The organism is Variovorax paradoxus, from assembly GCA_016806145.1.
Lineage (GTDB): Bacteria > Pseudomonadota > Gammaproteobacteria > Burkholderiales > Burkholderiaceae_C > Variovorax.
This window is the reverse complement of record CP063167.1, coordinates 1069358-1090578: the sequence shown is the minus strand read 5'-3', so window position 1 is coordinate 1090578 and position 21221 is coordinate 1069358. Positions and strand designations below refer to the sequence as shown.

The following is a 21221-nucleotide window of genomic DNA, read 5'->3' as shown; positions in this document are numbered from 1 at the left end:
GTCAGACCACGCGGGAAAAGCGCGTGCGGTTCGCGCGGCAGTACAGGTCGAACGCCATGGCGACCGCGCGCACCAGGAACCAGCCCTGCTCGGTGACGACGAGGTCGTGATCGCTCAACCGCACCAGGCCGTTGGCGACCAGCGGCCCGAGCGCCGCGAACTCGACAGCGAAGTAGCGCCGGAAGTCGATGGCGAACGCATCGCCCATGGCGTTAAAGTCGAGCCTGCCGCGGCACATCAGCGCCATGATGACCTCGCGCCGGAGCAAGTCGTCGCGCGACAGCGCAAGGCCCCGCATCACGGGAAGGCGCCCCTGGTCGAGCAGGTCGCAGTATTCGTCGAGGCTCTTGGCGTTCTGGCTGTACGTCGAGCCGACACGGCCGATGCCCGATACACCGAGTGCGATCAGGTCGCCCTCGGGCCGGGTTCCATAGCCCTGGAAGTCACGCTGCAGCCGCCCTTCCCTCTTGGCGATCGCGAGCGGGTCGTCAGGCAGTGCGAAATGGTCCATGCCGATGTAGACATAGCCGGCCTCGGTGAGCCGCGCGATCGCGCTCGCGAGCATGCGCACCCGCGCGGCGGCGTCCGGAAGTTCCTCGGCCGCGATGCGACGCTGCGGCTTGAAGCGCTCGGGCAGGTGCGCATAGGCGTAGAGCGCGACCCGGTCAGGCCGCAGCTCCCGCAGCTGCGCCAGCGTGCGCTCGAAGGAGGCGTCGTTCTGCCGTGGCAGGCCATAGATCAGGTCCACGTTGATCGATTCGAAGCCGAGCGCGCGCGCCGCATCCATCAGCGCAAAGACCTGCTGCGCCGGCTGGATGCGATGCACGGCCTGCTGCACGGCGGGGTCGAAGTCCTGCACGCCGAAACTCAGGCGGTTGAAGCCCAATGCGGCCAGGTTCGCGAGGCGCTGCACGTCGACCGTGCGCGGATCGATCTCTATGGAGCGCTCGCCGCCCGGCACGAAGGCGAAGGAGCGGTGCAGCATCGCCATAAGCTCGCCGAGTTCGGAGTCATCCAGGAAGGTGGGAGAGCCGCCGCCGAGATGCAGATGGCCAACGGTGGCGCCGCGCCCCAACTGCGCTGCCTGGAGCTCCACCTCGCGCCTCAGATAAGCAAGATACTGCCGGCCGCGCTCGCGGTGACGGGTGACGATCTTGTTGCAGGCGCAGTAATAGCACAGCGACTCGCAGAACGGGATGTGGACATAGAGCGACAGCGGCGGCGCGCCCGCGCCCGCCTCGCGCCGGCGGCACAGCGCCCGCGCGTAATCGTCGGCTCCGAATGCCTCGACGAAGCGGTCGGCGGTGGGATAGGAGGTGTAGCGCGGCCCGGGAACGTCGAACTGCCGCAGCAGATCGATGGGAAGCGGGGTCTGTCCGGGGACAGGAGCGAGAGCGGCATGAGTCATTGCGAGGGTGTCTGCAGGGGGGCGTCGGAAAGGTCCGCAACGGACGGCCTGGCGAGCAGTGCCGTGCAAGCGCTAGAGGCCGCGGCCATCAGCCAGAAAACGAAGAAAGCCGCCGTGTAGATGCCCTGACGCGACATGCGCAGCGCGTCGGCGCCGCAGAACGTGTTGACCGGATCGACGAGCGCGAACACCAGCACCTCCATGCAGCAGGCCACCAGGAAGGATGGCCACAGGACGCCAGCGAGCTGGCGCAGCCCGTTCATGGCGCGACCTTCTGGGGCGAAGGGGCCGGCAGGTCGTCCGCCGGCGTCATCGCATGGTTGCGGCCAGCCAGCGCGGGCAGGAGCTTCTTCGCAGCCAGGGTCTTGTTGATCTCGACGCCTTCGCGGTAGTAATCCTCGGACACCAGTGCGTCCGGGCTGCGCCAGGCCAGCCAGAAGGTTGCAAAGCTCGCGACCATCACGGCCACCGGACCGCCGATCACCATCCAGAGCAGTGGATAGCGCCACCAGGCCTCTGCTGCCTGTTCGTTCGCCGTGGCTGTCGTCGTTGTCGTTGCCGTGTTCATTTCAATCTTTCAGCGCGGCACCAGGAAGGCCGCCTTTTCCGAAACCTGCATTCCGCTGTCCTCGTCGCGGATGCGGAAATGCACCGTTTGCGAACCGGCGGGCACAGTGCCGTATGGGACCTGCAACCGCACCGCAACCCAGCGCGACTCGGCCGCATCGACCGTCACCGGCTCGTCGGGCGAGACGCCGAGGCCATCCAGCCCGTCGGCGGCGATGCGGTAGTGCCGCGGCTTCTCGGTGGCGTTCATGATCTGGAGCCGGTAGACGTTTTCGAGCCGCCCGCCCTCGGCAATGCGGGCCAGCGAGGCGCGGTCGCGCACCACGTCGACCTTGAATGGCGTACGCACGACAAGGCTGGCCAGCAGTCCGATCACAAGTGCCGCCAGGATCGTCGTGTAGACCAGCACGCGTGGCCGGAGCACACGCCACAACAATTGCCGGCGCGACCAGCCGGCGTCCATGCCGTTCTGCGTGTCGTAGCGGATCAGCCGTGGCGGGTAGGCCATCTTCTGCATGACGGTGTCGCAGGCATCCACGCAAAGTCCGCAGCCGATGCATTCGTACTGCAGGCCCTGGCGGATGTCGATGCCGGTCGGGCACACCCGCACGCACAGGCCGCAGTCGATGCAGTCGCCCAGCGCCAGCATGCGCGGGTCGTGGCCCTTGCGGCGAGGCGCGCGCGGCTCGCCGCGTCCGGCGTCGTAGGTGACGATGAGCGTGTCGCGATCGAACATGGCGCTCTGGAAGCGCGCATAGGGGCACATGTACTTGCAGACCTGCTCGCGCATGAAGCCGGCATTGCCATAGGTGGCGAAGCCGTAGAAGAAGACCCAGAACACCTCCCATGAGCCCATCTGCGTCTGCAGGAACGCCATGCCCAGTTCGCGGATAGGCGTGAAGTAACCCACGAAGGTAAAGCCAGTCCACAGCGCGATGCCGATCCAGACGATGTGCTTGAACCACTTCTTCACCAGCTTCTCGAGCGACATCGGTTCGGCGTCCAGCCGCATGCGTGCGGTGCGGTTGCCCTCGATCTTGTGCTCGACCCACATGAAGATCTCGGTGTAGACCGTCTGCGGGCAGACGTAGCCGCACCACAGCCGCCCGGCCACCGCAGTAAACAGGAAGAGCGACAGCGCGCTGATGACCAGCAGGCCCGAGAGATAGATCAGATCCTGCGGGTACAGCACCAGCCCGAAGATGTAGAAGCGACGTGCGGCCAAGTCGAACAGCACCATCTGCCGCCCACCCCACTCCACCCACGGCAGGCCGTAGAACAGCAGCTGGGTGAGAAAGACCATGGCCCAGCGCCAGCGCGCGAACAGGCCGCGCACGCTGCGGGGGTAGATCTTTTTCGTGGCCTCGTAAAGGCCGACCTCCTCGCTACCTGCGCTGACTATGGGAACGATCTTCCGGGTCATTGCGCCGATCTCAGGTTTCAGGGCGTGGTTGCGGCCGTGCTAATGTTGTTGGAGAACCCCCAGACGTACGAGGCGAGCATCCGGATCTGCGCTTCCGTGAGGCGACCTTCCTGCGCTGGCATCTCGTTTTGCTTGCCCGTGTTGATCATCTGGATGATCGCGGACTCGCCGTAGCCGTGAAGCCACACCTTGTCGCTGAGATTGGGGGCGCCCAAAGCCTGATTGCCAACGCCACCGATGCCGTGGCAGGCCGCACAGGCCGTGAACTTCGACTTTCCGAGGCCGGCGCGCACCGAATCGTGAGGTTCGCCTGCCAGGCTCAGCACGTAGTTGGCGACGTTCTTCACGTCGTCGGTGGTGCCGACGGCTGCGGCCATCGGCGGCATCATGCCGACGCGGCCCTTGGTGATGCTCTCGACAATCTTCTCCGGCGTGCCGCCGTGCAGCCAGTCCTTGTCGGTGAGGTTGGGAAAGCCCTTGCTGCCACGCGCGTCGGAGCCGTGGCACTGGGCGCAGTTGTTCATGAAGAGCCGCTCGCCGATGGCCTTGGCCTGCGGGTCCTTCGCGACCTCTTCGACGGGCATGGTGGCGTATCTTGCGTAGACAGGCGCGAGCTCCTGCATGGCCCTTGCCAACTCCCCCTCGTACTCGCCGCGCGAACTCCAATCAGACTGGCCGCGAAAACTCCCCAGGCCCGGAAAGACCGCGAGGTAGCCCAGTCCGAAGACGATGGTCAGCACGAACAGGCCGACCCACCACATGGGCAGCGGATTGTTGGCCTCGCGCAGGTCTTCGTCCCACACGTGGCCGGTGGTGTTGTCGGCACTGGCCGCGATGCGCTTGCGGGCTGTGAGCCACAGCAGAATCACGCAGCCGAGGATGCTCAGCAGCGAGACCACCGCCACGTAGTCCGACCAGAAACGGTTGATGAAATCGCTCATCGTGCTTCTCCCTTCAGTCCTGCTCGAAGGGCAGCCGGGCCGCTTCCTGGAAGCGCGACGCGTTGCGACGCGAGTACGCCCAGATCACGATGCCGACGAAGAGCGCGAAGCAGACGACTGTGGCGGTGATCCGCAGTGTTGTGAGGTCGATCATGGTTGGTTCCTTTGCCGCCTTGCTTACTTGAGGGCCAGGCCCAGCGACTGCAGGTAGGCCACCGTGGCTTCCATCTCCGTCTTGCCTCGGACTTCTGCCGTAGCTCCGGTGATCTGCTCATCGGTGTATGGCACGCCGACGCGCCGCAGCGCGCGCATGTGGGCCGGCAGCGCCTCGGCGTCGACAGGGGTCTTCTCCAGCCAGCTGTAGGCCGGCATGTTCGACTCGGGCACGACGTCGCGCGGGTTGTTCAGGTGGATGCGGTGCCACTCGTCGCTGTACTTGCCACCCACGCGGTGCAGGTCAGGCCCGGTGCGCTTGCTGCCCCACTGGAACGGGTGGTCGTAGACGAACTCACCCGCCACCGAGTAGTGGCCGTAGCGCAGCGTCTCCGAGCGGAAGGGGCGGATCATCTGCGAGTGGCAGTTGTAGCAACCCTCCCGCAGGTAGACGTCGCGCCCGGCGAGCTGCAGCGGCGTGAGTGGCTTGATGCCCTGCACCGCTTCGGTGGTCGACTTCTGGAAGAACAGCGGCACGATCTCTACGAGGCCGCCCACGGCCACCACGACGAGGATCAGCACGATCATCAGCAGGTTGTTGGTCTCGATCTTCTCGTGCGTGAAGCCGCTGGAGCTGGAGCTCGAGCCGGAGGTTTTCTGGTTCATCGTGCGTCCTCAGGCATGGGCCATGGCGGGGGGCGGGATCTCGGCGCGCACCGCGAGGCCGGAGATGACGGTCATCCAGACGTTCCAGGCCATCAGCAGCATCCCGCTGAGGTAGAGAACGCCGCCGATCACGCGCACCAGGTAGAACGGGAAGGTGGCCTTCACGCTCTCCACGAAGGTGTAGGTGAGCGTGCCGTCGGGGTTGATGGAGCGCCACATCAGGCCCTGCATCACGCCGGCGATCCACATCGCCGCGATGTACAGCACGATGCCGACGGTGGCGATCCAGAAATGCGCCTCGATGGCCTTCGTGCTGTACATGGCGGTACGGCCGTACATGCGTGGGATCAGGTAGTAGAGCGAGCCCATGGTGATGAAGCCCACCCAGCCGAGCGCGCCGGAGTGCACATGGCCGACGGTCCAGTCGGTGTAGTGGCTCAGGGCGTTGACGGTCTTGATGGACATCATCGGCCCCTCGAAAGTCGACATGCCGTAGAACGACAGCGCCACGATGAGGAAGCGCAGGATCGGGTCGGTGCGCAACTTGTGCCAGGCGCCCGAGAGCGTCATCACTCCGTTGATCATGCCGCCCCAGCTCGGCGCCAGCAGGATCAAAGAGAACACCATGCCGAGCGACTGGGTCCAGTCGGGCAGTGCTGTGTAGTGCAGGTGGTGCGGGCCCGCCCACATGTAGGTGAAGATCAGTGCCCAGAAGTGCACGATGGACAGCCGGTACGAATACACCGGCCTGCCTGCCTGCTTTGGGATGTAGTAGTACATCATCCCGAGAAAGCCCGCCGTGAGGAAGAAGCCGACGGCGTTATGGCCGTACCACCACTGCACCATCGCGTCTTGCACTCCGGCGTAGGCTGAGTAGCTCTTCATCCAGCCCGCCGGAATCTCAGCGCTGTTGACAATGTGCAGCAACGCCACCGCAATGATGAAAGAGCCGAAGAACCAGTTGGCCACGTAGATGTGGCGCACCTTGCGCATGCCGATGGTGCCGAAGAACACGACGGCGTAGGCTATCCAGACCAACGCGATCAGCAGGTCGATCGGCCACTCCAGCTCGGCGTATTCCTTGCCGCTGGTGTAGCCCATGGGCAGGCTGATGGCGGCAGCCAAGATCACCGCCTGCCAGCCCCAGAAGACGAAGGACGCGAGCTTGGGTGCGAAGAGCCGCACCTGGCAGGTGCGCTGGACCACGTGGAAGCTTGTGGCCATCAGCGCGCAGCCACCGAACGCGAAGATAACTGCGTTGGTGTGCAATGGTCGCAAGCGCCCGTAGCTGAGCCATGGAACGCCAAGATTGAGTTCGGGCCATGTCAGCTGTGAGGCAATGACCACGCCCACCAGCATGCCGACCACGCCCCACACCACGGACATCAGCGCAAATTGCCGCACGACTGTGTCGTCGTATTCCACGGCGGGTGTTATCGGTGCTTGCATCATCGTGCCCTTGATTGAGTTGCGGGCAGTTTCCGCGCGGGGCCGCCTTCGAGGCTTGATCCAAATCAATCGACGTGCAGGATGCGTTCACCCTCTGCGTCGACATCGTCAAACTGGCCACGCTCGATAGCCCACCATAGCCCACCGAGAATCGCGAGCACCAGCACGACTGACAGCGGGATGAGGAGGAAAAGAATTTCCATCAGGCCTTCGCTTGACGCGCTAGTGCGAGTCTTGAGGCGTTCAGCAGCACTGCAAGGGAGCTCGCTGCCATGCCAAGTCCTGCAAGCCACGCCGGGAGCCAACCCCCGATCGCGACGGGAACGCAAATGGCGTTGTACCCTGCCGCCCAGGCCAGGTTCTGCCTGATCACTTGCAGCGTGCGTCGCGCTTGTGCGATCGCGTCGGGGATCTTGATCAGCTCATCGCCCAGGACGACGAAGTCGGCTTTTGCACGCGACATCGGAACCGACTCACCAAACGCGAACGACGCATCGGCTCGAGCGAGGCTCGGTCCGTCGTTCAAGCCGTCACCGATCATGGCCACGCGCCTGCCCTCGGCCTGTAGACGCCAGAGGACATTGAGCTTTTCTTCCGGCGTACATTCACCTTGCACCGCTGCGATACCCGCACGCGCTGCCGCCCTTCGCGCGGAAGCGTCCTGATCTCCCGACAGCATGCGTACCGAAATGCCCTGGCGCTTCAAGGCAGCGACGGCTTGCGCTGCATCAGCGCGCAGGTTCTCGGACAGAACGAAGCTTGCCATCCACCCTTGGTCATCAGTCAGATGGATCTGCATTCCATCGATCTGCAGCGGCTGCACGGTGCAAAACGTCGCCGATCCGAGCCGTGTCTTGATCTCACGATTTGAAGAAAAATTTGAGTTCGCGCGCCGACGACTGGCTTGCACACCCTGCCCCGCCATCTCGAGCGTTCCGGACAGCTCCCACTGCGGTGGATTTCGGAACTGAGCTGACCATGCATTTACCAAGGCCCTAGCGGCGGGATGCAGAGAAAGGCTACCCAGGGCCGCGCCAATCTCTAGCGCGTCGCCAGGGAGAAGCCCTTGGCGACAGTACACACGCTCCAACCGAGGCGTGTCGGTGGTCAGTGTGCCGGTCTTGTCGAAAACGACAGTGTCTACGCTCGCCAACGTCTCCAGGGATTGCAGGTTGGCCGTCAGTACTCCAGCACGCGCCAAGGCACCCGCGCTTGCCAACATGGCCGCGGGCGTGGCAAGGGACAATGCGCACGGACAGGTGACGACCAACACGGATACAGCCACCATCAATGCCTTGCCTGGACCATCGGACCACCACAACGCGGCAGCGACAACGGCTGATACCAGTACCCCCCACAAAAACGGATATGCGAATCGATCGGCCAAGCGAGCGAGCCGCGGCTTCTCAAGCGCCGCACGTTCCATAAGCCGCACGATGTTTGCAAAGCGCGTTTCAGCTCCCACACGCTCCACACGCATTTTCACTGGCGCAGAAATGTTATGACTGCCCGCAAGCACGCGGTCTCCGCGCCCGCGTGGAACCGGATGCGACTCGCCGGAAAGCAACGCCTCATCTGCGCTGGTGTCGCCGTCGACCAGCAGGCCATCGGCCGGAAAGGCTTCGCCGGGCCACACTCGCACGATATCGCCTACCACAAGTCGTCGAGGTGACACACGCTGCCATCGCTCATCGCCGCTCAAGCGTTCAACGCTGTCCGGCAATCGGTGCAACAGCGCGTCGAGCGAGCCGGCAGTCCGCGTCTTTAGCTTCGCCTCGAGCCAACGGCCTGTGAGAAGGAAGAAGACAAACATCGTCAGCGAATCGAAATAGACTTCCTGGCCCCAGGAGCCATTCGGGTCAAAAGTCGCGGCCGTGCTGACGGCGAATGTGATTGCCACGCCAAAGGCGACTGGGAGCTCCATGCTGATCCGCCCCGCTCGCACGTCGCGCCAGGCACTGCGAAAAAACGGACCGCAGCAGAAAAGCATCACGGGTAGCGTGAGAACCCAGGATGCCCAGCGCAGCAGTTCCAGCGCGTCCGATGACATCTCGCCGGGCCTCGCGATGTATGCCGGGTAGGCATACATCATGACTTGCATCATGCACAAGCCCGATACCAGCCACCGCCACAGGGCGTTGCGCAGTTCACGCGCATTCTCACCGTGTACCGATGTTGGGCTTGCTGGCAGCAATGGATAGCCGGCCGCGGCGCAAGCCTCGAACCAAACAGAAGGTTTGGTAACGGTAGACACCCATACGATGCGCGCTCTCCGGCTGGCCGGATTGACCTGGGCTTCGAGCACGCCCGGTAGTGCACGAAGCACGGCTTCGACGCTGAATCCACACGCGGTGCAACGCATGCCGCCGACCATGACTTGTGAGGTCCAGCGATCGTCCTTCGGATCGATCGCAACCCTGTCGCTGAATTCGGTCCATTCCTGCTGATCGTCAAGCGCCTCCCATGCCTGAGAGGTCTTGATCAAGACCTCGGAGTTGATGGGCAAAGAGGCGATGCTGGCTTGCATCATTCAAGACTAGAGGCTCTGCAATGCGTGCGAGTTGATCTGGATCAAGCCGTGTGCGAGAAGTGCCCCCTAGGCTCGAGTGCAACTCTCCCTTTTGCATCTATCGTGTTCCAACGCATACTTGTCGCGACCGACGGCTCTCCCTTATCGAAGAAGGCCGTGTCACGCGCCGTTGAGATGGCGGCACAATGCGATGCCGATCTCGTCGTACTGCATGTCATTCCCCGCTATCCGCAAAGCTTTCTTGAGGGCGCGGCCACTTTTTCGGCGGAAGAAATTGGCAGGATCGAGAGGCAGTGGGCGGAAAAAGCACAGGGAATGCTGGATTCCATCGCCAGTCAAGCATGCGACAAAGGCGTGGTCGCCAAGACAGTCACGATGAACTCGGATCTGGTCGCGGAATCCATCATCGCTACCGCGCGCAAGCACCGCAGCGACTTGATTGTCATGGCGTCGCACGGGCGCAGGGGTTTGCAGCGCCTGCTGCTCGGAAGCGAGACTCAACACGTCTTGACTCAGACGACCGTGCCGGTACTCGTACTGCGCTGACGGCGCATCCACCAAGGCGGTCTGCAGACTGAGGCTCGTGGAGGGAGTGCTTCAGAGCAATTCCATGCGGTAAAACGGCTCAAACGCTGGGAGGTATGTACCTTCGCGTACTTCTCCGCTTGGGCGCGCCGCAACCGCGCGCCAAGTCGCGCGTGAACGGAACGTCACTACAGAAACAGCGAACCCTGTTCCCCCTCACGATATTCCGCGCTTCCTGCACCCCGGTTTCATCGCGGAGCACACCGCGTGCGGCTTGTCCTGCGAACTCGCAGCAAGCTCTTTAAAGTAACCCTCGGCTCGATGCCTCGACCACAGCATGAGCACGGGTGTGGACCCGCAGTTTCCGGTAGATGCTCTTTATGTGTGCGCAGACAGTCTGGCCACTGATTGACAGAGCTTGAGCAATTTCGTGGGTCACATTCCCTGCTGCCACCAAACGAAGCACCTCACATTCACGCGCAGACAAGGGTTCTTCGATCGCCTGCGCAACGCGCGGCTTCATCAACGGCGGATGGTGCTCGTCCGCGAGCTTGAGCAATAGCCGCCTGGCCAGACAGGGCGAGATCGCGGCACCCCCATTGACAACCTGAAGCACGGCTTGCGCGAAGTGGTGCTGCCAGGAGTTCTTGACAAGATAGCCGGATGCGCCAAGCTCGAAAGCGTGAAGGATATGGTGCTCGTCCTCCAGCGAGGAGTTGACGATCACCTCCAAGGTTCGTGAGCGCCGCTTGGCATGCTCGATGAGCTCGAACCCACTCCCACCGTCTAGCCGAATGTCGAGAATCAACACGTCAAATTCATGCTGCGACAGCAAACGCCGTGCCTCAGACAGGCTTCCGGTCTCCCCGGCCACGAGGATTCTCTGATCAAGCGCGAGGTCCTTGGACACCAAGCGGCGAGCATGGTTGTCGTCCACCAATAGGACCCGCACCGGTCGCTCGAGCTGCCCACTCAGGAAGTCTGGCCACATCCAAAACACTGGAGAGACAGGCACAGCTTCAGTTTTTTGGCCCCGCGGGCTGCCCGGATAGGACTCGAGCGAAAGGCGGTCGTTGACAGGCACGTGCAATTCCCCGTCTAAGTGCGTTATAGATATATTCATTTTTGGTCTTAGATACTGGTCTGTCACTCAAATACGCCAAAAAGCCTAAGCACACCACCTCTTGTGCTGGCCCCCTATTTGGGTGTTGGACGCACAAACAGATACTCAGTGCGACCCAGCTCGGGTGGGAGCGCATAGCCCTCACACTGACGCTCGATGCAACGCACTTCGATGACCCGCGGCCACAGGGTTGCTGAGGTCGGATAGCCCGGCATGAATTGCGGCACGTGCCAGACACCGTAGTCGCCGACCGGCTGAGCGGGCTCGCTGCCACTCGCGTTCTGCAGGCCGCTTCCCAGAAGCATGCGTTCGACCTCCAAATCGGTGCCAGGCTGTGGCTCACGAGGCGCGGCTTTCGCGTAACCAGCTGCGATCGCTACGGCGAGGACGATGGCGATGGCGAGGGGACCGGCATTCATCGCGGCAGCTCCACGGCCGTACGATCGGCGGTCGCCCGCGTGAGACCCAAAAGCGCGGGCTCGTCGAGCGCATTGACAGTCAAATCGTTGCGGGCCACCGGCATCGCCTTTGCGAGCGTGAGGACGAGGTCGGGCGTTTCGCCGGGTACCTGCGACCCCGACGCTGGAATGGTCGCCGCCTGCCCGCCCTGCCCGCCCTGCCCGCCCTGCCCGCCCTGCCCAGCATGCGCAGGCTGAACCGAGGATGTGGTTTGTTCCGACCCTGACGACACTTGCGCCGCAAAGGTCGTCAGTGGCGCTTGCGCGGGCGCAGCAGCCACAGGCAGCGCTGGCGCCGCACCGAGCGGCGAGGCCTGCGGTCCAAACGCCGAGACACGTTCGGCCGCCGTCATCGATTGCGGGCAGCGGGTTCCGGTCATCTCGAGCGCCGCCATGGCCGACGGATCCATGCAGTCCATCGCGAGGGAGGCGGCCCTCATGCCCTTGTTCCAGAGTTCGCGGCTCATCTTCAACCGCTTGCAGTGCTCGTCTGTCCAGGTGGTCCCGAAGCTCAGCCCCACGCCCGCCCCGTTGGCGCTGGCACTGGTACTTCCCATACAGGTGTCATTGCTTGTCGTCAGGTTGGGACCGTTGACGGAGGGCACGTTTCGCACCGTGTAACTGCCCTGGTTGTCGACGATCGTCCGCGTGGTGCCGCTGCTGACCACGTTCTGTGTATTCGTCGAAGTCGACGTCATCCGCGCGTTCGTCTCCGAAGGCGCCGAACTGTTGAACACCACTGCCTGGGTGTTGCCCTGCGCGTTGGTGGTCGCCGAACTGGTTGAGCTGTTGTTGGCCGTCTGTGCCGTGGCACCCATGGCCGCTGGAATCAAGGCCAGAAGAAATGCTTTTTTCATGGGGAACCGCCGATTTGAGTGGGGAAGGCGCGAGCACCCTCCCCAAATTGCCACGGTTGGCGCGCCCTTACGGTGCGACTGCGCCCGAGGACGCGCCGGCGCTGCCGGACGTGCCGCCACCGTTGGTGAACGTGCCGGCGTTACCGAAGTGCACGTTCACCAGGCCCGAGGAGCCGCCCATCGAAGTCGCATTCGCCGTGGTGCTGGTGTTGTTGGTCAAGCCCGACGTGGCCACTGCGCTCGCTCCGTAGTTCGAGGTGGTGCCCGAGGTGTTCGTCACGATGGCGAGACCACCGCCGGGTCCAGCCGCGGTGGCTGCTTGGTTGTTGGTCGAGGAGCTGGCCCCGCCCGCTGCGCCGCCGCTCACGGGATGCGAGTTGTTGACGCTGAAGCCCGCGCTGGCGGCGGAGCCCGCGCCAGCGGTCGCCTGCGCCGTGCCGAGCGCCGCACCGTTGCCGGTTGTGGCGGCCAGGCTGCTAACCGACCCGGTGGTCTGGGCCTTCCCTCCCACGACGGCAATGCCACCGCTGCCGAACATGTTGCCGCCGCTCGCGCTGGAACCGGTGGCGGTAGCGCCCGCACCGGAGCTCGCGGAATTCGAACTCAGGGCCGCGCCGTTGCCCGAGCTGCTTGCGCCGGCAGTCGTTGCGCTCGAGGCGTTGGTGTTGGTGGAGGTCGCCGCAATGGCGGAGCTGCCCACGGTGGCAGAGGCAACACTCGCCAGAAAGATCACGCCCGCTGCAATCACAGTCTTCTTCATGAGGATTCTCCTTAGTCCGGAATACGCTCGGAGCCGCCGAGTACGGATCGGGAGCGCGCCGCGATGGCCTATTCCACCGCGTCGGTCCCTTGCCAGAACGCTGGATAAACCGTGTCCCTTTTTGCGGCACCCGAGCCTTCATCGTTCTGTCGGGGCCAGTTTCGGGAGCTTGGGCGTTGCCGCAAATCGCCGTAACAGGGCACTACGAAAGCCAGCCCATCAAGCGCCAAATGACACGCGACGAACCCTCTGGACACAAGAAAAAACGGCCAAGCCTCCTCCGGCGTGCGAGGTTTCGAGATGCCATGTACCAATTTGCAACAACTGAAATATTTGTACTTCTGTATTCAAAGTATGTCGCCGTTGTTCTAAGTTGCTGGCAAGCAATCGGGTTTTTAGAACTTCTCGCGATGAGGTGAACATGACTCTCGCTCCAGGCGCCGACGCACCTTGCGCAGCGGCTTTGGCTCAAGTCGCTACGCCATGACTCCGCAGACGCCTCGCGACGCCAAGCATCGGCTTTGGCCGGAATTCGGACGCGTTCAGGCTACGGAACCCGTACGTGTCTTGTTGGTCGTTGACGAACCCGGTTTGCGCCAAGTACTGGCGCAAGAGCTGCTTGCAGACCCGCGCGTTCTGCTCACAGCCCAGACTGGCAGCACGCGCGAAGCTCGTAGGTTCATCGGTACTGCAAGCTTTGACGTCCTCGTGGCAGATATTGATTTCGATGGAGAGCAAGGCCTGGAACTCATTGCCGCCACACGCGCTCGGCGACCAATCGCCGAAATCATCGCGATGTCTTCTAGCGAGGAACCGGAGGACGCGTTGCGAGCGATGCGCCTGGGCGCAACTGGCTACCTGACAAAGAGCTCGTGGTTCAGAGATATTGCTGACGCCGTGCTGCAAGTGGCAAACGGAGGCGCAGCAATTTCGCCTTCAGTGACACGGCAGTTGCTGGGAGTTGCACTAGGCGGAAAAACCTGACGCTCGTTGCGCGCTTCGAAAATGCGCAGTCCGAATCCGAGCCTAAGTGGTGCGCTCCCGTCTAACAGCGTTTGCTACGGCCACCGAGACGAACTGCACGATCGCCTACGCCCGTTTTGACCGCATCCCCCGATCGACGCTACCTACCGCACGCGCCGTTCGCGCACGAAAAGGCAGAGCGAACGGGCGAGGAACATAAATTCAACCTACTGGCAATGCAGGTGGCAGGAGTTCCCGCGTCATCAACCGCTTCGCCGCAAATGGCAACGCAGCGCCATTCCATCGAGCGCACTGAGTGAGATCAACGATGCAGGCTCACGCGAAGAATTGTCTGCGCGCGTTCTGCGCACGCGCCACTTGACCTCAGGGGCAGGCGACACTGCGCTCAGCGTCCTTCAACGTCTAGAACGCACCGCTCTACATGTCTCGCTTTCTCGTTGCCTGGGATCTAACGCTTGTCGCGCAGCTTGAGATTCACTGCTCCTGCACGGCCCAGCACACCAGCCGCAACTCGCTAAGCGGCAGCACTTCGTTTGACCCATCAGCAAACTGCACCTGCAAGTCAATCGATCAAATCAAAACGCCGTCTATGCAGACGAACGTAAGGGCAGGATCAAATGCAGACTTCCGACGCGCGAGGTCGTTCATTGCCTGCCGCGACGACTGCTCCTGAGTTCGTTTGGGGCCTCAATCCGCTTCCTACCGTGGCCGGCGGCACCACAGACCCCGAGCGCCATGTTGCTCGGCCTGACGCGGCTGCGATAGCGAGTCGGCGATGGAGCCGTATCGTTTTGAGGTTGCTCGATGGCGCTTGTACGATGCGAGTCATCAACCGGGGACGTATGCTCCAGCGCGCCCAGCAATGAGGAATCGATCTTGAATCACACTGAAGCCGCTGCTCCGGACTACCCGGGCTCCAGCACGGTCACCGCCCCGCCGACGACCGGCGCCGCCAAACCCTTCAACGAAGATCAACGCCTCGCGGCGCTGCACCGCTACCAGGTGCTCGATACCACCGCAGAGCAAGCCTACGACGACGTGACGACACTGGCGTCGGCCGTCTGCAAGGCGCCGATCGCCCTCATCTCGCTCATCGACCAGGACCGCCAGTGGTTCAAGTCGCGCGTGGGACTGGACGCGAGCGAGACGCCGCGCGAGCTCGCGTTTTGCGCCCACGCCATCCTGCAGCCGGATCTCGTGTTCGAAGTGCAAGATGCCCACCTTGACCCGCGCTTCGCCGGCAATCCGCTCGTGACGGGCGAACCGGGTATCCGCTTCTACGCCGGGGCACCGCTGGTAACGGCCGACGGCCTGCCGATCGGCACCGTCTGCGTGATCGATCGCGAGCCGCGTATCCTGTCGGCCGCCGAACGCAAGGCGCTGCAGTCGCTGGCCCGGCAGGTGGTCGCACAACTCGAACTGCGCCAGGCCATGGCCGGGCTGGAGCTCGAGAGCATGACCGATCCGCTGACGTCGCTTTGGAACCGGCGAAGCCTGGATCGGAGACTGCATGCGGCCTGGGATCTGCATGCACGCGAGCGTTCGCCGCTGAGCCTGCTGATGATCGACCTGGATCACTTCAAGCGCATCAACGACGCACACGGCCATCCAGTCGGAGATCGGGTGCTGGTGCAGGCCGCGGCGATCATCCGCGACCAGATCGGCAATGATGGTCTTGTCGCGCGTTTCGGGGGCGAGGAATTCTGCGCAGTGATGCCGGGCGTGGACGCCGAGACGGCGCGGGCACGCGCCGAGCAGGTGCGCCGCGCCATCGAGGACGCGGCGTGGCCCGCCGCTCATGTGACCGCCAGCGTCGGCGTGGCGACCGCGACGGCTGACGCAGAAGGCTCTCCCAACGTGATGCTCACGCGCGCCGATCGCGCGCTGTATGTCGCCAAGCGTGACGGCCGCAACTGCGTGCGGCAGTTTGACGGGTGGTCCTGATCGGTTTGGCGTCAAGCGGCGTGCGCCGCGGCGGACCGCTCAGCCATCGACCATTGACGAAACAACGGCCGCTCCGCACCCAACCAGGGCAAGTGCTCGTTTGCGACGACTGCGCCGCGCTACATTCGTCGGGAGTACGCGTCATTCCGGCGATGAATCGCGCAGACCATCCCGGGGGTACCTCGATATCAACAATGCCGAGCCCAGCCCCCTCGTTTGGTAAAAACTGCAAAAGACATCGTTCTCAGCATTGAGAGATCGTCTGCGCGATCATCACCGTCAGCGCCGTGCGTACACGTCGATCCAAAACTGGCTGCCGATCAGCAGCTTCAGGTCGTGCTCCTTGGCAGCCACATGGGCACGAACCACGCCCGCCAGGCTGCACTCGTCTCTGGCCCAGCGTCGGCCGCGGAGGCGCCGTCGTGGTTACTCGACTCCACGCAGGAGGTGCGGTCCCACCAGCCGCCCTCCACACGGTGTGCCCCGGCCAGCAGGTGCTGCACCCTCTGGTAGATCGGCCGGTTGTCCTGAACCGCCAGACGCAGTGGTTGGGACAGCGCGAAGGTCGGCTGCGGCACGTCGGGCGGCCTGCATCGGATGCGTGGCGCGGGCTCGGGCGCCGGGCGCCAACGACACATCCATTCCATCCGGTGGTCATCGAGGAGGACCGGGCGCAACGCGCGGTCCGGACCCAGGCGCGCGGCGATGCGCTCGAGCTCGGGCGCCAGGCGCTCGCTCGACAGCTTTGTCGGGCAGCATCGAGAGGCTCTGTTCCTCCAGCGGATGCACCGCGGCGGCGACCAGCTCGAGGTCCCTCACCGGTGCCAGCAGCTCGGCCTTTGGCCAGATGCTCGGCCAGAAGCCGCATCAGGTGCTCGGCATCGCGCGTGGCGGGGGCCGTGCACACCGTCATTTCGCCGCTATCGCCTGCCGCCTTGGAGCGCATGGCGTCATGGCACCAGCGCAGCGTGAAAGCGGTCACGCCGAGCGCCGTACCAGAAGCCACCCGGCCATCTGCCGCGCCATCAGCTCGAGCTTCGCATGGAAAGTTTCGCCCCACCGCGCCCAGGCATGCGCGTCGGAACGCAAGCCGTACGCCTGATCGAGGTTGCTGAGCAACTGGGTGTCGAAGCTCCTGCTCAGGCCGCCGCGCGGCAATGCTCTGACCTGTCCCAAGGTCTGGCAACCCAGGCGTTCCAGTGTGGCTTGGTGCGCGGCGACCTGCGTGTGCGTCTCCAGCGGCAACGCGTCCAACAGTTGCGCCAAGCGCTTCGCGAAGCCGTTGGACAGGCCTGCTCGCGCGAGCGCGAGCGCCGCCCGGCTGGTGGTGGCCCAAGCCAGCTGCCGTACGCCAAGATCCACGCATTCCTCGCGCACCCGCTCCACGAGCCTGCGCTTTCCGCCGAACAGGCGCAGGCTTTTTTCCCGAATTCCATGACCCCGCCGGGACAGGTCAGAAGCGCGTCGAGGACGGCAACGCGCGGTGTGAACTGCAGGCACCAGGCCGCCAGACCGTCGAGCGCCTCAGGGCGCGGCTTCGGACCGTCCGGCAGGTTGTCCGGGAGAAGCGCTGCCCACAGCATGGGAGGAACGTCTGGAATGGCGCGCCGCGATCAGGCGGCTCGGGCGTTTCAGGCGAGGCGTGAGGATTCCCCCCAGGTCACCGGGGATCGAGGGCAGGCTCAGTTCCGTATCGTGCGACGGCCCCTTGCGCTTGATCAGGTGCAACCGCAGCTCCCAGTCGATGCCGAAACGCGCCTGCAGACGCAGAGGCGCGGCCGAGGCCTCATGCTCGGCCGCAGCCGGGCGAAAAAGGATTACCGGAGCGTCGCAGCTCTGGGCGCACACCTGCGGCCGCCGGATCTGTTCCTGACGCGCCTGCGGCACCCAGCCCAGGACCATGCCTGCGGCGTTGGCCTTGCGCAGTTGTTAGATGGCCCACAACCGCTCGACCGGCTTGTCCGCGTGGATCCACACCAGATGCCGTTCGTCGAGCCCCAGATGGACAAGTCCTGGAATATGCGGGGCCTTGGGCGGCCCGACCACCACGATCTGCTTGTCTTGCGCAACCAGGGAGCGCATCGCGGGTGCCAGAAGACGCCACTCGAGGACGGTCGGTTGCACCTGGAGCACCTCGGTCAACGAATCGCAGGGCCACCCGCCGCCCGGCAGCTGCGCATCCAGTGCCTTGAAGCCGCTGCTGAGAACACGCGTCACCGGGCTGCCCAGGGCGTCTCCCCGCCAGAGCGCGGATTCCACCGCATGGGGAAGCATCAAAGGGCCTTTTTGCGGGTCGCGAGAAGCAGGCGAAGGCGACGCGGGCAGGGGGAAGGGGAGTGCGGCGGGCGGTGGGTCGTCGCCACCCACCCACGACAGGGAGGCGGCCATGCTGGGCTCCATATACTGTATGAAAATACAGAATCCTTGAGCCTCTGCCCGCTTAGCAAGAATGTTTACAAATTACCCGGGATTTTCGGGCGAAGGCATACGTGCCCGAGGGTGTCCTGTGTCGCAAGGGATCATCGGGCTACATTGGGAGGCTGCGCACCGCCCTGCCCGCGTGGCGACAACCACGTGCACGGGGCTGGCGTTAAAACGAAGACCCACCAACGAGGACCGCTGAGCCCATGAAACTCCATCTCGATGCACTTGCCCTGGCAGGCGCCCTGTCCCTCCTCGGCATCAGTCCAGCTGCGACCGCACAGGTCTCCGTCAACATCAACGTACCTGGTCTGGTCATCACGGCGCCGCCTGCGCCGCGCTATGAAGCGCCTCCTGCGCCACGAGGCGGCTTTGTCTGGGTACCGGGACGGTGGGCCTGGAATGGTCACGACTACGTCTGGCGTCCAGGTCGGTGGGCCAAGGCCCGCGCAGGTTATGACTACGCACCGGGTCGCTGGATCGAGGACCGGGGAGGCTGGCGCTGGACCGAAGGGAATTGGCGACGGCGTGAAGGCTGGCGCGAGAGTCATGAGCATCGTGAGAGGCACGAGCGTCGTCGCGATTCGGACGCTCATCGCCACCATGAACACGGGCCGCACCACTGCCCGCCGGGACAAGCCAAGAAGGGCCGTTGCTGAGCAGGGCCTGTGGGCGCATGCCGGCAATATGCCTGCTGATGCCGAATCGAGCACCGCGTCGCGGCGTCGACAAACCGTAGAGAACGCGAACCCTTGGCAGCCGTCTCAGGGTCTGCCAGCCAGATGCTTGGGCAGGAGATTTGACATCCGACCCGCTTCTCGGATCGCGCCTACAAGCAAGTCCGCCGGCTGGCCCCAACGTTGCTCTCGTCGCGGCAATAGTCCCCGGGTCCCCGGGGCATCGCTCCGGGCTCTGCGTAGGCCCTGGGCATAGCAGCGATCACATGGGCGCGATTGAACCGCGCGCTTGTTATTCCTCCACAAAATCGAACTGCTTATGTCACTCCTCTGGACCATTTTGATCGGCTTCGTCGCAGGCCTGGTTGCGCGTGCTGTCATGCCTGGGCGTCAAGCTCTTGGTTTCATCTGGACCACCGTTCTGGGCATCGTCGGCGCCCTGCTCGCGACATATCTCGGACGCGCTCTGGGATGGTATGAAGCGGGCGCTGGAGCAGGCTTCGTGGCCTCCGTCGTCGGTGCAGTGATCGTGCTGGCCATCTACGGCGCCGTTCGCAAGCGATCCTGAACCGAAGCAATACGCGCAGCAGGCGCACACATAAAGGCAGGCAGGGCAGGCCGGCTTGAAACACCCGCACCCTGCCTTGCCGATCGAAACGAACCATGTCGAGCCTAGCCACTCCCACGCATCGCACCATCCACGTGAACGGCATCGCCTTGCACGTGGCACTCGCGGGAAGCGAGGAAGCCCCTCTGGTCATCCTGCTGCATGGTTTCCCGGAATATTGGGGTGCTTGGCGCAAGCAGATCGAGCCCTTGGTCGACGCAGGCTTTCGCGTCGCTATTCCTGATCAGCGTGGGTACGGGAGTTCGGACAAACCCGGTTCGATCTCCGCCTACGTTCTCGACACCCTGGCCGACGACATTCGCGAACTTGCCCAGCACCTCCAGGCGCCCCGGTTCAGTCTGGTGGGCCACGATTGGGGCGGTATGGTGGCTTGGCATCTGGCCGCTCGCGATAAGACGGCCGTCGATCGTCTCGTCATCCTCAACGCGCCTCACCCGGCGAGCATGTTCTTGTACACGCTCAGTCATCCCCTTCAGATACTGCGCAGCAGCTACATCGGTTTTTTCCAAGTGCCCTTTGTTGCGGAGGCAGCGCTTGCCGCTAGGAACTTCGCGTTGCTGGAGGCGGCACTCACGCGCAGTGCGCGACCCCACACCTTCAAGGATGCCGAACTGCGCGCTTATCGCGAGGCTTGGGCGCAGCCGGGAGCGGTCGCCGCGATGCTGCGGTGGTATCGCGCGTTGCCACTCGCGCGGCCGCAGCAAGGCTTGATCGACGCGAAGGTGCGCATCATCTGGGGCGAAGCGGATGCCGCGCTTGAGGCGGGGCTTGCCGCCGCAGCTTTGCCGTTTTGCCGAGACGCGGACATCGTTCGGCTCGCGAAGGCCACACACTGGCTCCATCACGAGGAGCCCGCGCGAGTGAATGCGGCGCTCATCGAATTTCTTTCTCCGGCGAGCTGACAGCGCGCGACGCCAGCCACCCGCCCGGGATACACGTCGTTGCCCGCTTCGGCAGCGTTGCTGCACAGACCCACCCTTCACCGCGTGTCTCAATGACCGCCAGCGCAGCATCCGCAGGGACGAAAGCCCTTCGCCCGCGCAGCTGATCAACCTGCTTTCTGTCGCGCTCGACGGTTTCCGGAGCCTTCAAACGGCGATGCCTGATCACCCTCGCCTGAGCGGCCTCCTCATGCGCTGACCGCACTGCCTTCCGTGTCTGCGGGGCGCGTTCGGTTCGAACAAGTCGCTGCCGGACAAACCTCCTCGCCAGCGGGCCGAAAGCTCTCAAACCCATCTTCCTCGAGCGCCGCAGGCAGATCGCGGATCGCCCCCGCTACACGGGTTCGCACCCCAAGGGGACCGCCCATGACCAAAGCACGCTGACTCCGCCCTAGGCAGTTCCCCTTGCGGCCGAGAAAGGCAGCAGGTCGGGCGCTGCGCTACTGCATGCGTGCGGACGAAGAGGTGCTCGAGGACGGCGGCGTCGTGCGGTGCCGCGTGAAGATGCGGGGCATGCGCTGTCGCCAAAGCGGCGCCCGAGCGCCGGGATACTCAAATCGAGCCAATTCCTCACGACCCTTCTGCGTCACGGCCAGCACCTGCGCTGCGACGCCCTCACCGGAACGGCCTGGCGAATCCGAACGATCGGGAAGGACCGCAACGACAAGGCCGGCAGCCCGCAAGATGCGGAGTTGATCGAGCTCTTCGTTTCGATAGATCGGCATCGGCAGACGGGAAGTCGCGATCTGTTGAAGCAAGTTCATGG

General features: G+C 64.0%; 21 protein-coding genes and 2 pseudogenes. 6 read left to right on the top strand and 17 right to left on the bottom strand.

Annotated features, from left to right (window positions below; genetic code table 11):
* Position 1 precedes the first annotated feature (1 nt).
* The 10 genes from hemN to INQ48_36025 all read right to left on the bottom strand — a co-directional run bounded on the left by hemN (position 2) and on the right by INQ48_36025 (position 9134).
* A complete protein-coding gene (hemN, locus tag INQ48_36070; GenBank protein ID QRF62896.1) occupies positions 2–1408 on the bottom strand; it encodes an oxygen-independent coproporphyrinogen III oxidase in 1407 nt (468 codons plus the stop codon).
* Positions 1405–1671, bottom strand: a complete 267-nt coding sequence (locus INQ48_36065; GenBank protein ID QRF62895.1) for a hypothetical protein — start codon at positions 1669–1671, stop codon at positions 1405–1407. Before INQ48_36065 ends, hemN begins: the two co-directional genes overlap by 4 nt.
* Positions 1668–1976 carry a FixH family protein gene (locus tag INQ48_36060; GenBank protein QRF62894.1) on the bottom strand — a complete coding sequence of 103 codons (309 nt, stop codon included), beginning with the start codon at positions 1974–1976 and terminating at the stop codon, positions 1668–1670. Before INQ48_36060 ends, INQ48_36065 begins: the two co-directional genes overlap by 4 nt.
* A 9-nt stretch (positions 1977–1985) precedes the next feature.
* On the bottom strand, positions 1986–3398 hold the full coding sequence (gene ccoG, locus INQ48_36055) for a cytochrome c oxidase accessory protein CcoG (GenBank protein QRF62893.1): 1413 nt from the start codon (positions 3396–3398) through the stop codon (positions 1986–1988).
* Between the two features lie 17 nt (positions 3399–3415).
* Positions 3416–4339, bottom strand: coding sequence for a cytochrome-c oxidase, cbb3-type subunit III (gene ccoP, locus INQ48_36050; GenBank protein ID QRF62892.1), 924 nt, complete (start codon positions 4337–4339; stop codon positions 3416–3418).
* Positions 4340–4352: 13 nt separating this feature from the next.
* On the bottom strand, positions 4353–4490 hold the full coding sequence (locus tag INQ48_36045; protein ID QRF63115.1) for a CcoQ/FixQ family Cbb3-type cytochrome c oxidase assembly chaperone: 138 nt from the start codon (positions 4488–4490) through the stop codon (positions 4353–4355).
* A gap of 26 nt (positions 4491–4516) precedes the next feature.
* On the bottom strand, positions 4517–5158 hold the full coding sequence (gene ccoO, locus INQ48_36040; protein ID QRF62891.1) for a cytochrome-c oxidase, cbb3-type subunit II: 642 nt from the start codon (positions 5156–5158) through the stop codon (positions 4517–4519).
* A 9-nt stretch (positions 5159–5167) separates the two neighbouring features.
* Complete coding sequence (ccoN, locus tag INQ48_36035; GenBank protein QRF63114.1) at positions 5168–6607, bottom strand: cytochrome-c oxidase, cbb3-type subunit I; 1440 nt, start codon at positions 6605–6607, stop codon at positions 5168–5170.
* Between the two features lie 65 nt (positions 6608–6672).
* On the bottom strand, positions 6673–6810 hold the full coding sequence (ccoS, locus tag INQ48_36030) for a cbb3-type cytochrome oxidase assembly protein CcoS (protein ID QRF62890.1): 138 nt from the start codon (positions 6808–6810) through the stop codon (positions 6673–6675).
* Positions 6810–9134, bottom strand: a complete 2325-nt coding sequence (locus INQ48_36025) for a cation-translocating P-type ATPase (protein ID QRF62889.1) — start codon at positions 9132–9134, stop codon at positions 6810–6812. Before INQ48_36025 ends, ccoS begins: the two co-directional genes overlap by 1 nt.
* A gap of 105 nt (positions 9135–9239) precedes the next feature.
* Here INQ48_36025 and INQ48_36020 point away from each other — a divergent pair, with 105 nt between their 5' ends.
* Positions 9240–9683 (top strand): universal stress protein, encoded by a 444-nt coding sequence (locus INQ48_36020; protein QRF62888.1) that lies wholly within the window; start codon positions 9240–9242, stop codon positions 9681–9683.
* A gap of 280 nt (positions 9684–9963) precedes the next feature.
* Here the strand turns inward: INQ48_36020 and INQ48_36015 are convergent, their stop codons facing one another.
* The 4 genes and pseudogenes from INQ48_36015 to INQ48_36000 form a co-directional block, all read right to left on the bottom strand.
* Positions 9964–10653, bottom strand: a complete 690-nt coding sequence (locus INQ48_36015) for a response regulator transcription factor (GenBank protein QRF63113.1) — start codon at positions 10651–10653, stop codon at positions 9964–9966.
* Positions 10654–10859: 206 nt separating this feature from the next.
* Positions 10860–11204 carry a hypothetical protein gene (locus tag INQ48_36010; protein QRF62887.1) on the bottom strand — a complete coding sequence of 115 codons (345 nt, stop codon included), beginning with the start codon at positions 11202–11204 and terminating at the stop codon, positions 10860–10862.
* A gap of 293 nt (positions 11205–11497) precedes the next feature.
* Positions 11498–12100 (bottom strand): annotated as a pseudogene (locus INQ48_36005) (hypothetical protein).
* A gap of 67 nt (positions 12101–12167) precedes the next feature.
* Entirely contained in the window at positions 12168–12860 is a 693-nt protein-coding gene (locus INQ48_36000) for a hypothetical protein (protein ID QRF62886.1), read from the bottom strand.
* A gap of 483 nt (positions 12861–13343) precedes the next feature.
* Here INQ48_36000 and INQ48_35995 point away from each other — a divergent pair, with 483 nt between their 5' ends.
* Both INQ48_35995 and INQ48_35990 read left to right on the top strand, forming a co-directional pair.
* Positions 13344–13844 (top strand): response regulator transcription factor, encoded by a 501-nt coding sequence (locus INQ48_35995; GenBank protein ID QRF62885.1) that lies wholly within the window; start codon positions 13344–13346, stop codon positions 13842–13844.
* Positions 13845–14648: 804 nt separating this feature from the next.
* Positions 14649–15788 (top strand): sensor domain-containing diguanylate cyclase, encoded by a 1140-nt coding sequence (locus INQ48_35990; GenBank protein QRF62884.1) that lies wholly within the window; start codon positions 14649–14651, stop codon positions 15786–15788.
* 978 nt (positions 15789–16766) lie between these two features.
* Here INQ48_35990 and INQ48_35985 read toward each other — a convergent pair.
* Both INQ48_35985 and imuA read right to left on the bottom strand, forming a co-directional pair.
* Positions 16767–17174 (bottom strand): hypothetical protein, encoded by a 408-nt coding sequence (locus INQ48_35985; GenBank protein QRF62883.1) that lies wholly within the window; start codon positions 17172–17174, stop codon positions 16767–16769.
* Positions 17175–17312: 138 nt separating this feature from the next.
* Positions 17313–18176, bottom strand: a pseudogene (imuA, locus tag INQ48_35980) (translesion DNA synthesis-associated protein ImuA).
* Positions 18177–18415: 239 nt separating this feature from the next.
* Here imuA and INQ48_35975 point away from each other — a divergent pair.
* From INQ48_35975 to INQ48_35965, 3 genes are all read left to right on the top strand, one after another.
* On the top strand, positions 18416–18868 hold the full coding sequence (locus tag INQ48_35975) for a YXWGXW repeat-containing protein (GenBank protein QRF62882.1): 453 nt from the start codon (positions 18416–18418) through the stop codon (positions 18866–18868).
* Positions 18869–19205: 337 nt separating this feature from the next.
* Positions 19206–19454: a GlsB/YeaQ/YmgE family stress response membrane protein gene (locus INQ48_35970; GenBank protein ID QRF62881.1), complete on the top strand. Its 249-nt coding sequence runs from the start codon at positions 19206–19208 to the stop codon at positions 19452–19454.
* 95 nt (positions 19455–19549) lie between these two features.
* The gene (locus tag INQ48_35965; GenBank protein QRF62880.1) at positions 19550–20416 is read left to right on the top strand and encodes an alpha/beta hydrolase; all 867 of its coding nucleotides are present in this window, start codon (positions 19550–19552) and stop codon (positions 20414–20416) included.
* Between the two features lie 479 nt (positions 20417–20895).
* On the opposite strand, the gene INQ48_35960 is transcribed toward INQ48_35965, so the two are convergent.
* On the bottom strand, positions 20896–21219 hold the full coding sequence (locus tag INQ48_35960; GenBank protein ID QRF62879.1) for a hypothetical protein: 324 nt from the start codon (positions 21217–21219) through the stop codon (positions 20896–20898).
* Positions 21220–21221: the final 2 nt, after the last annotated feature.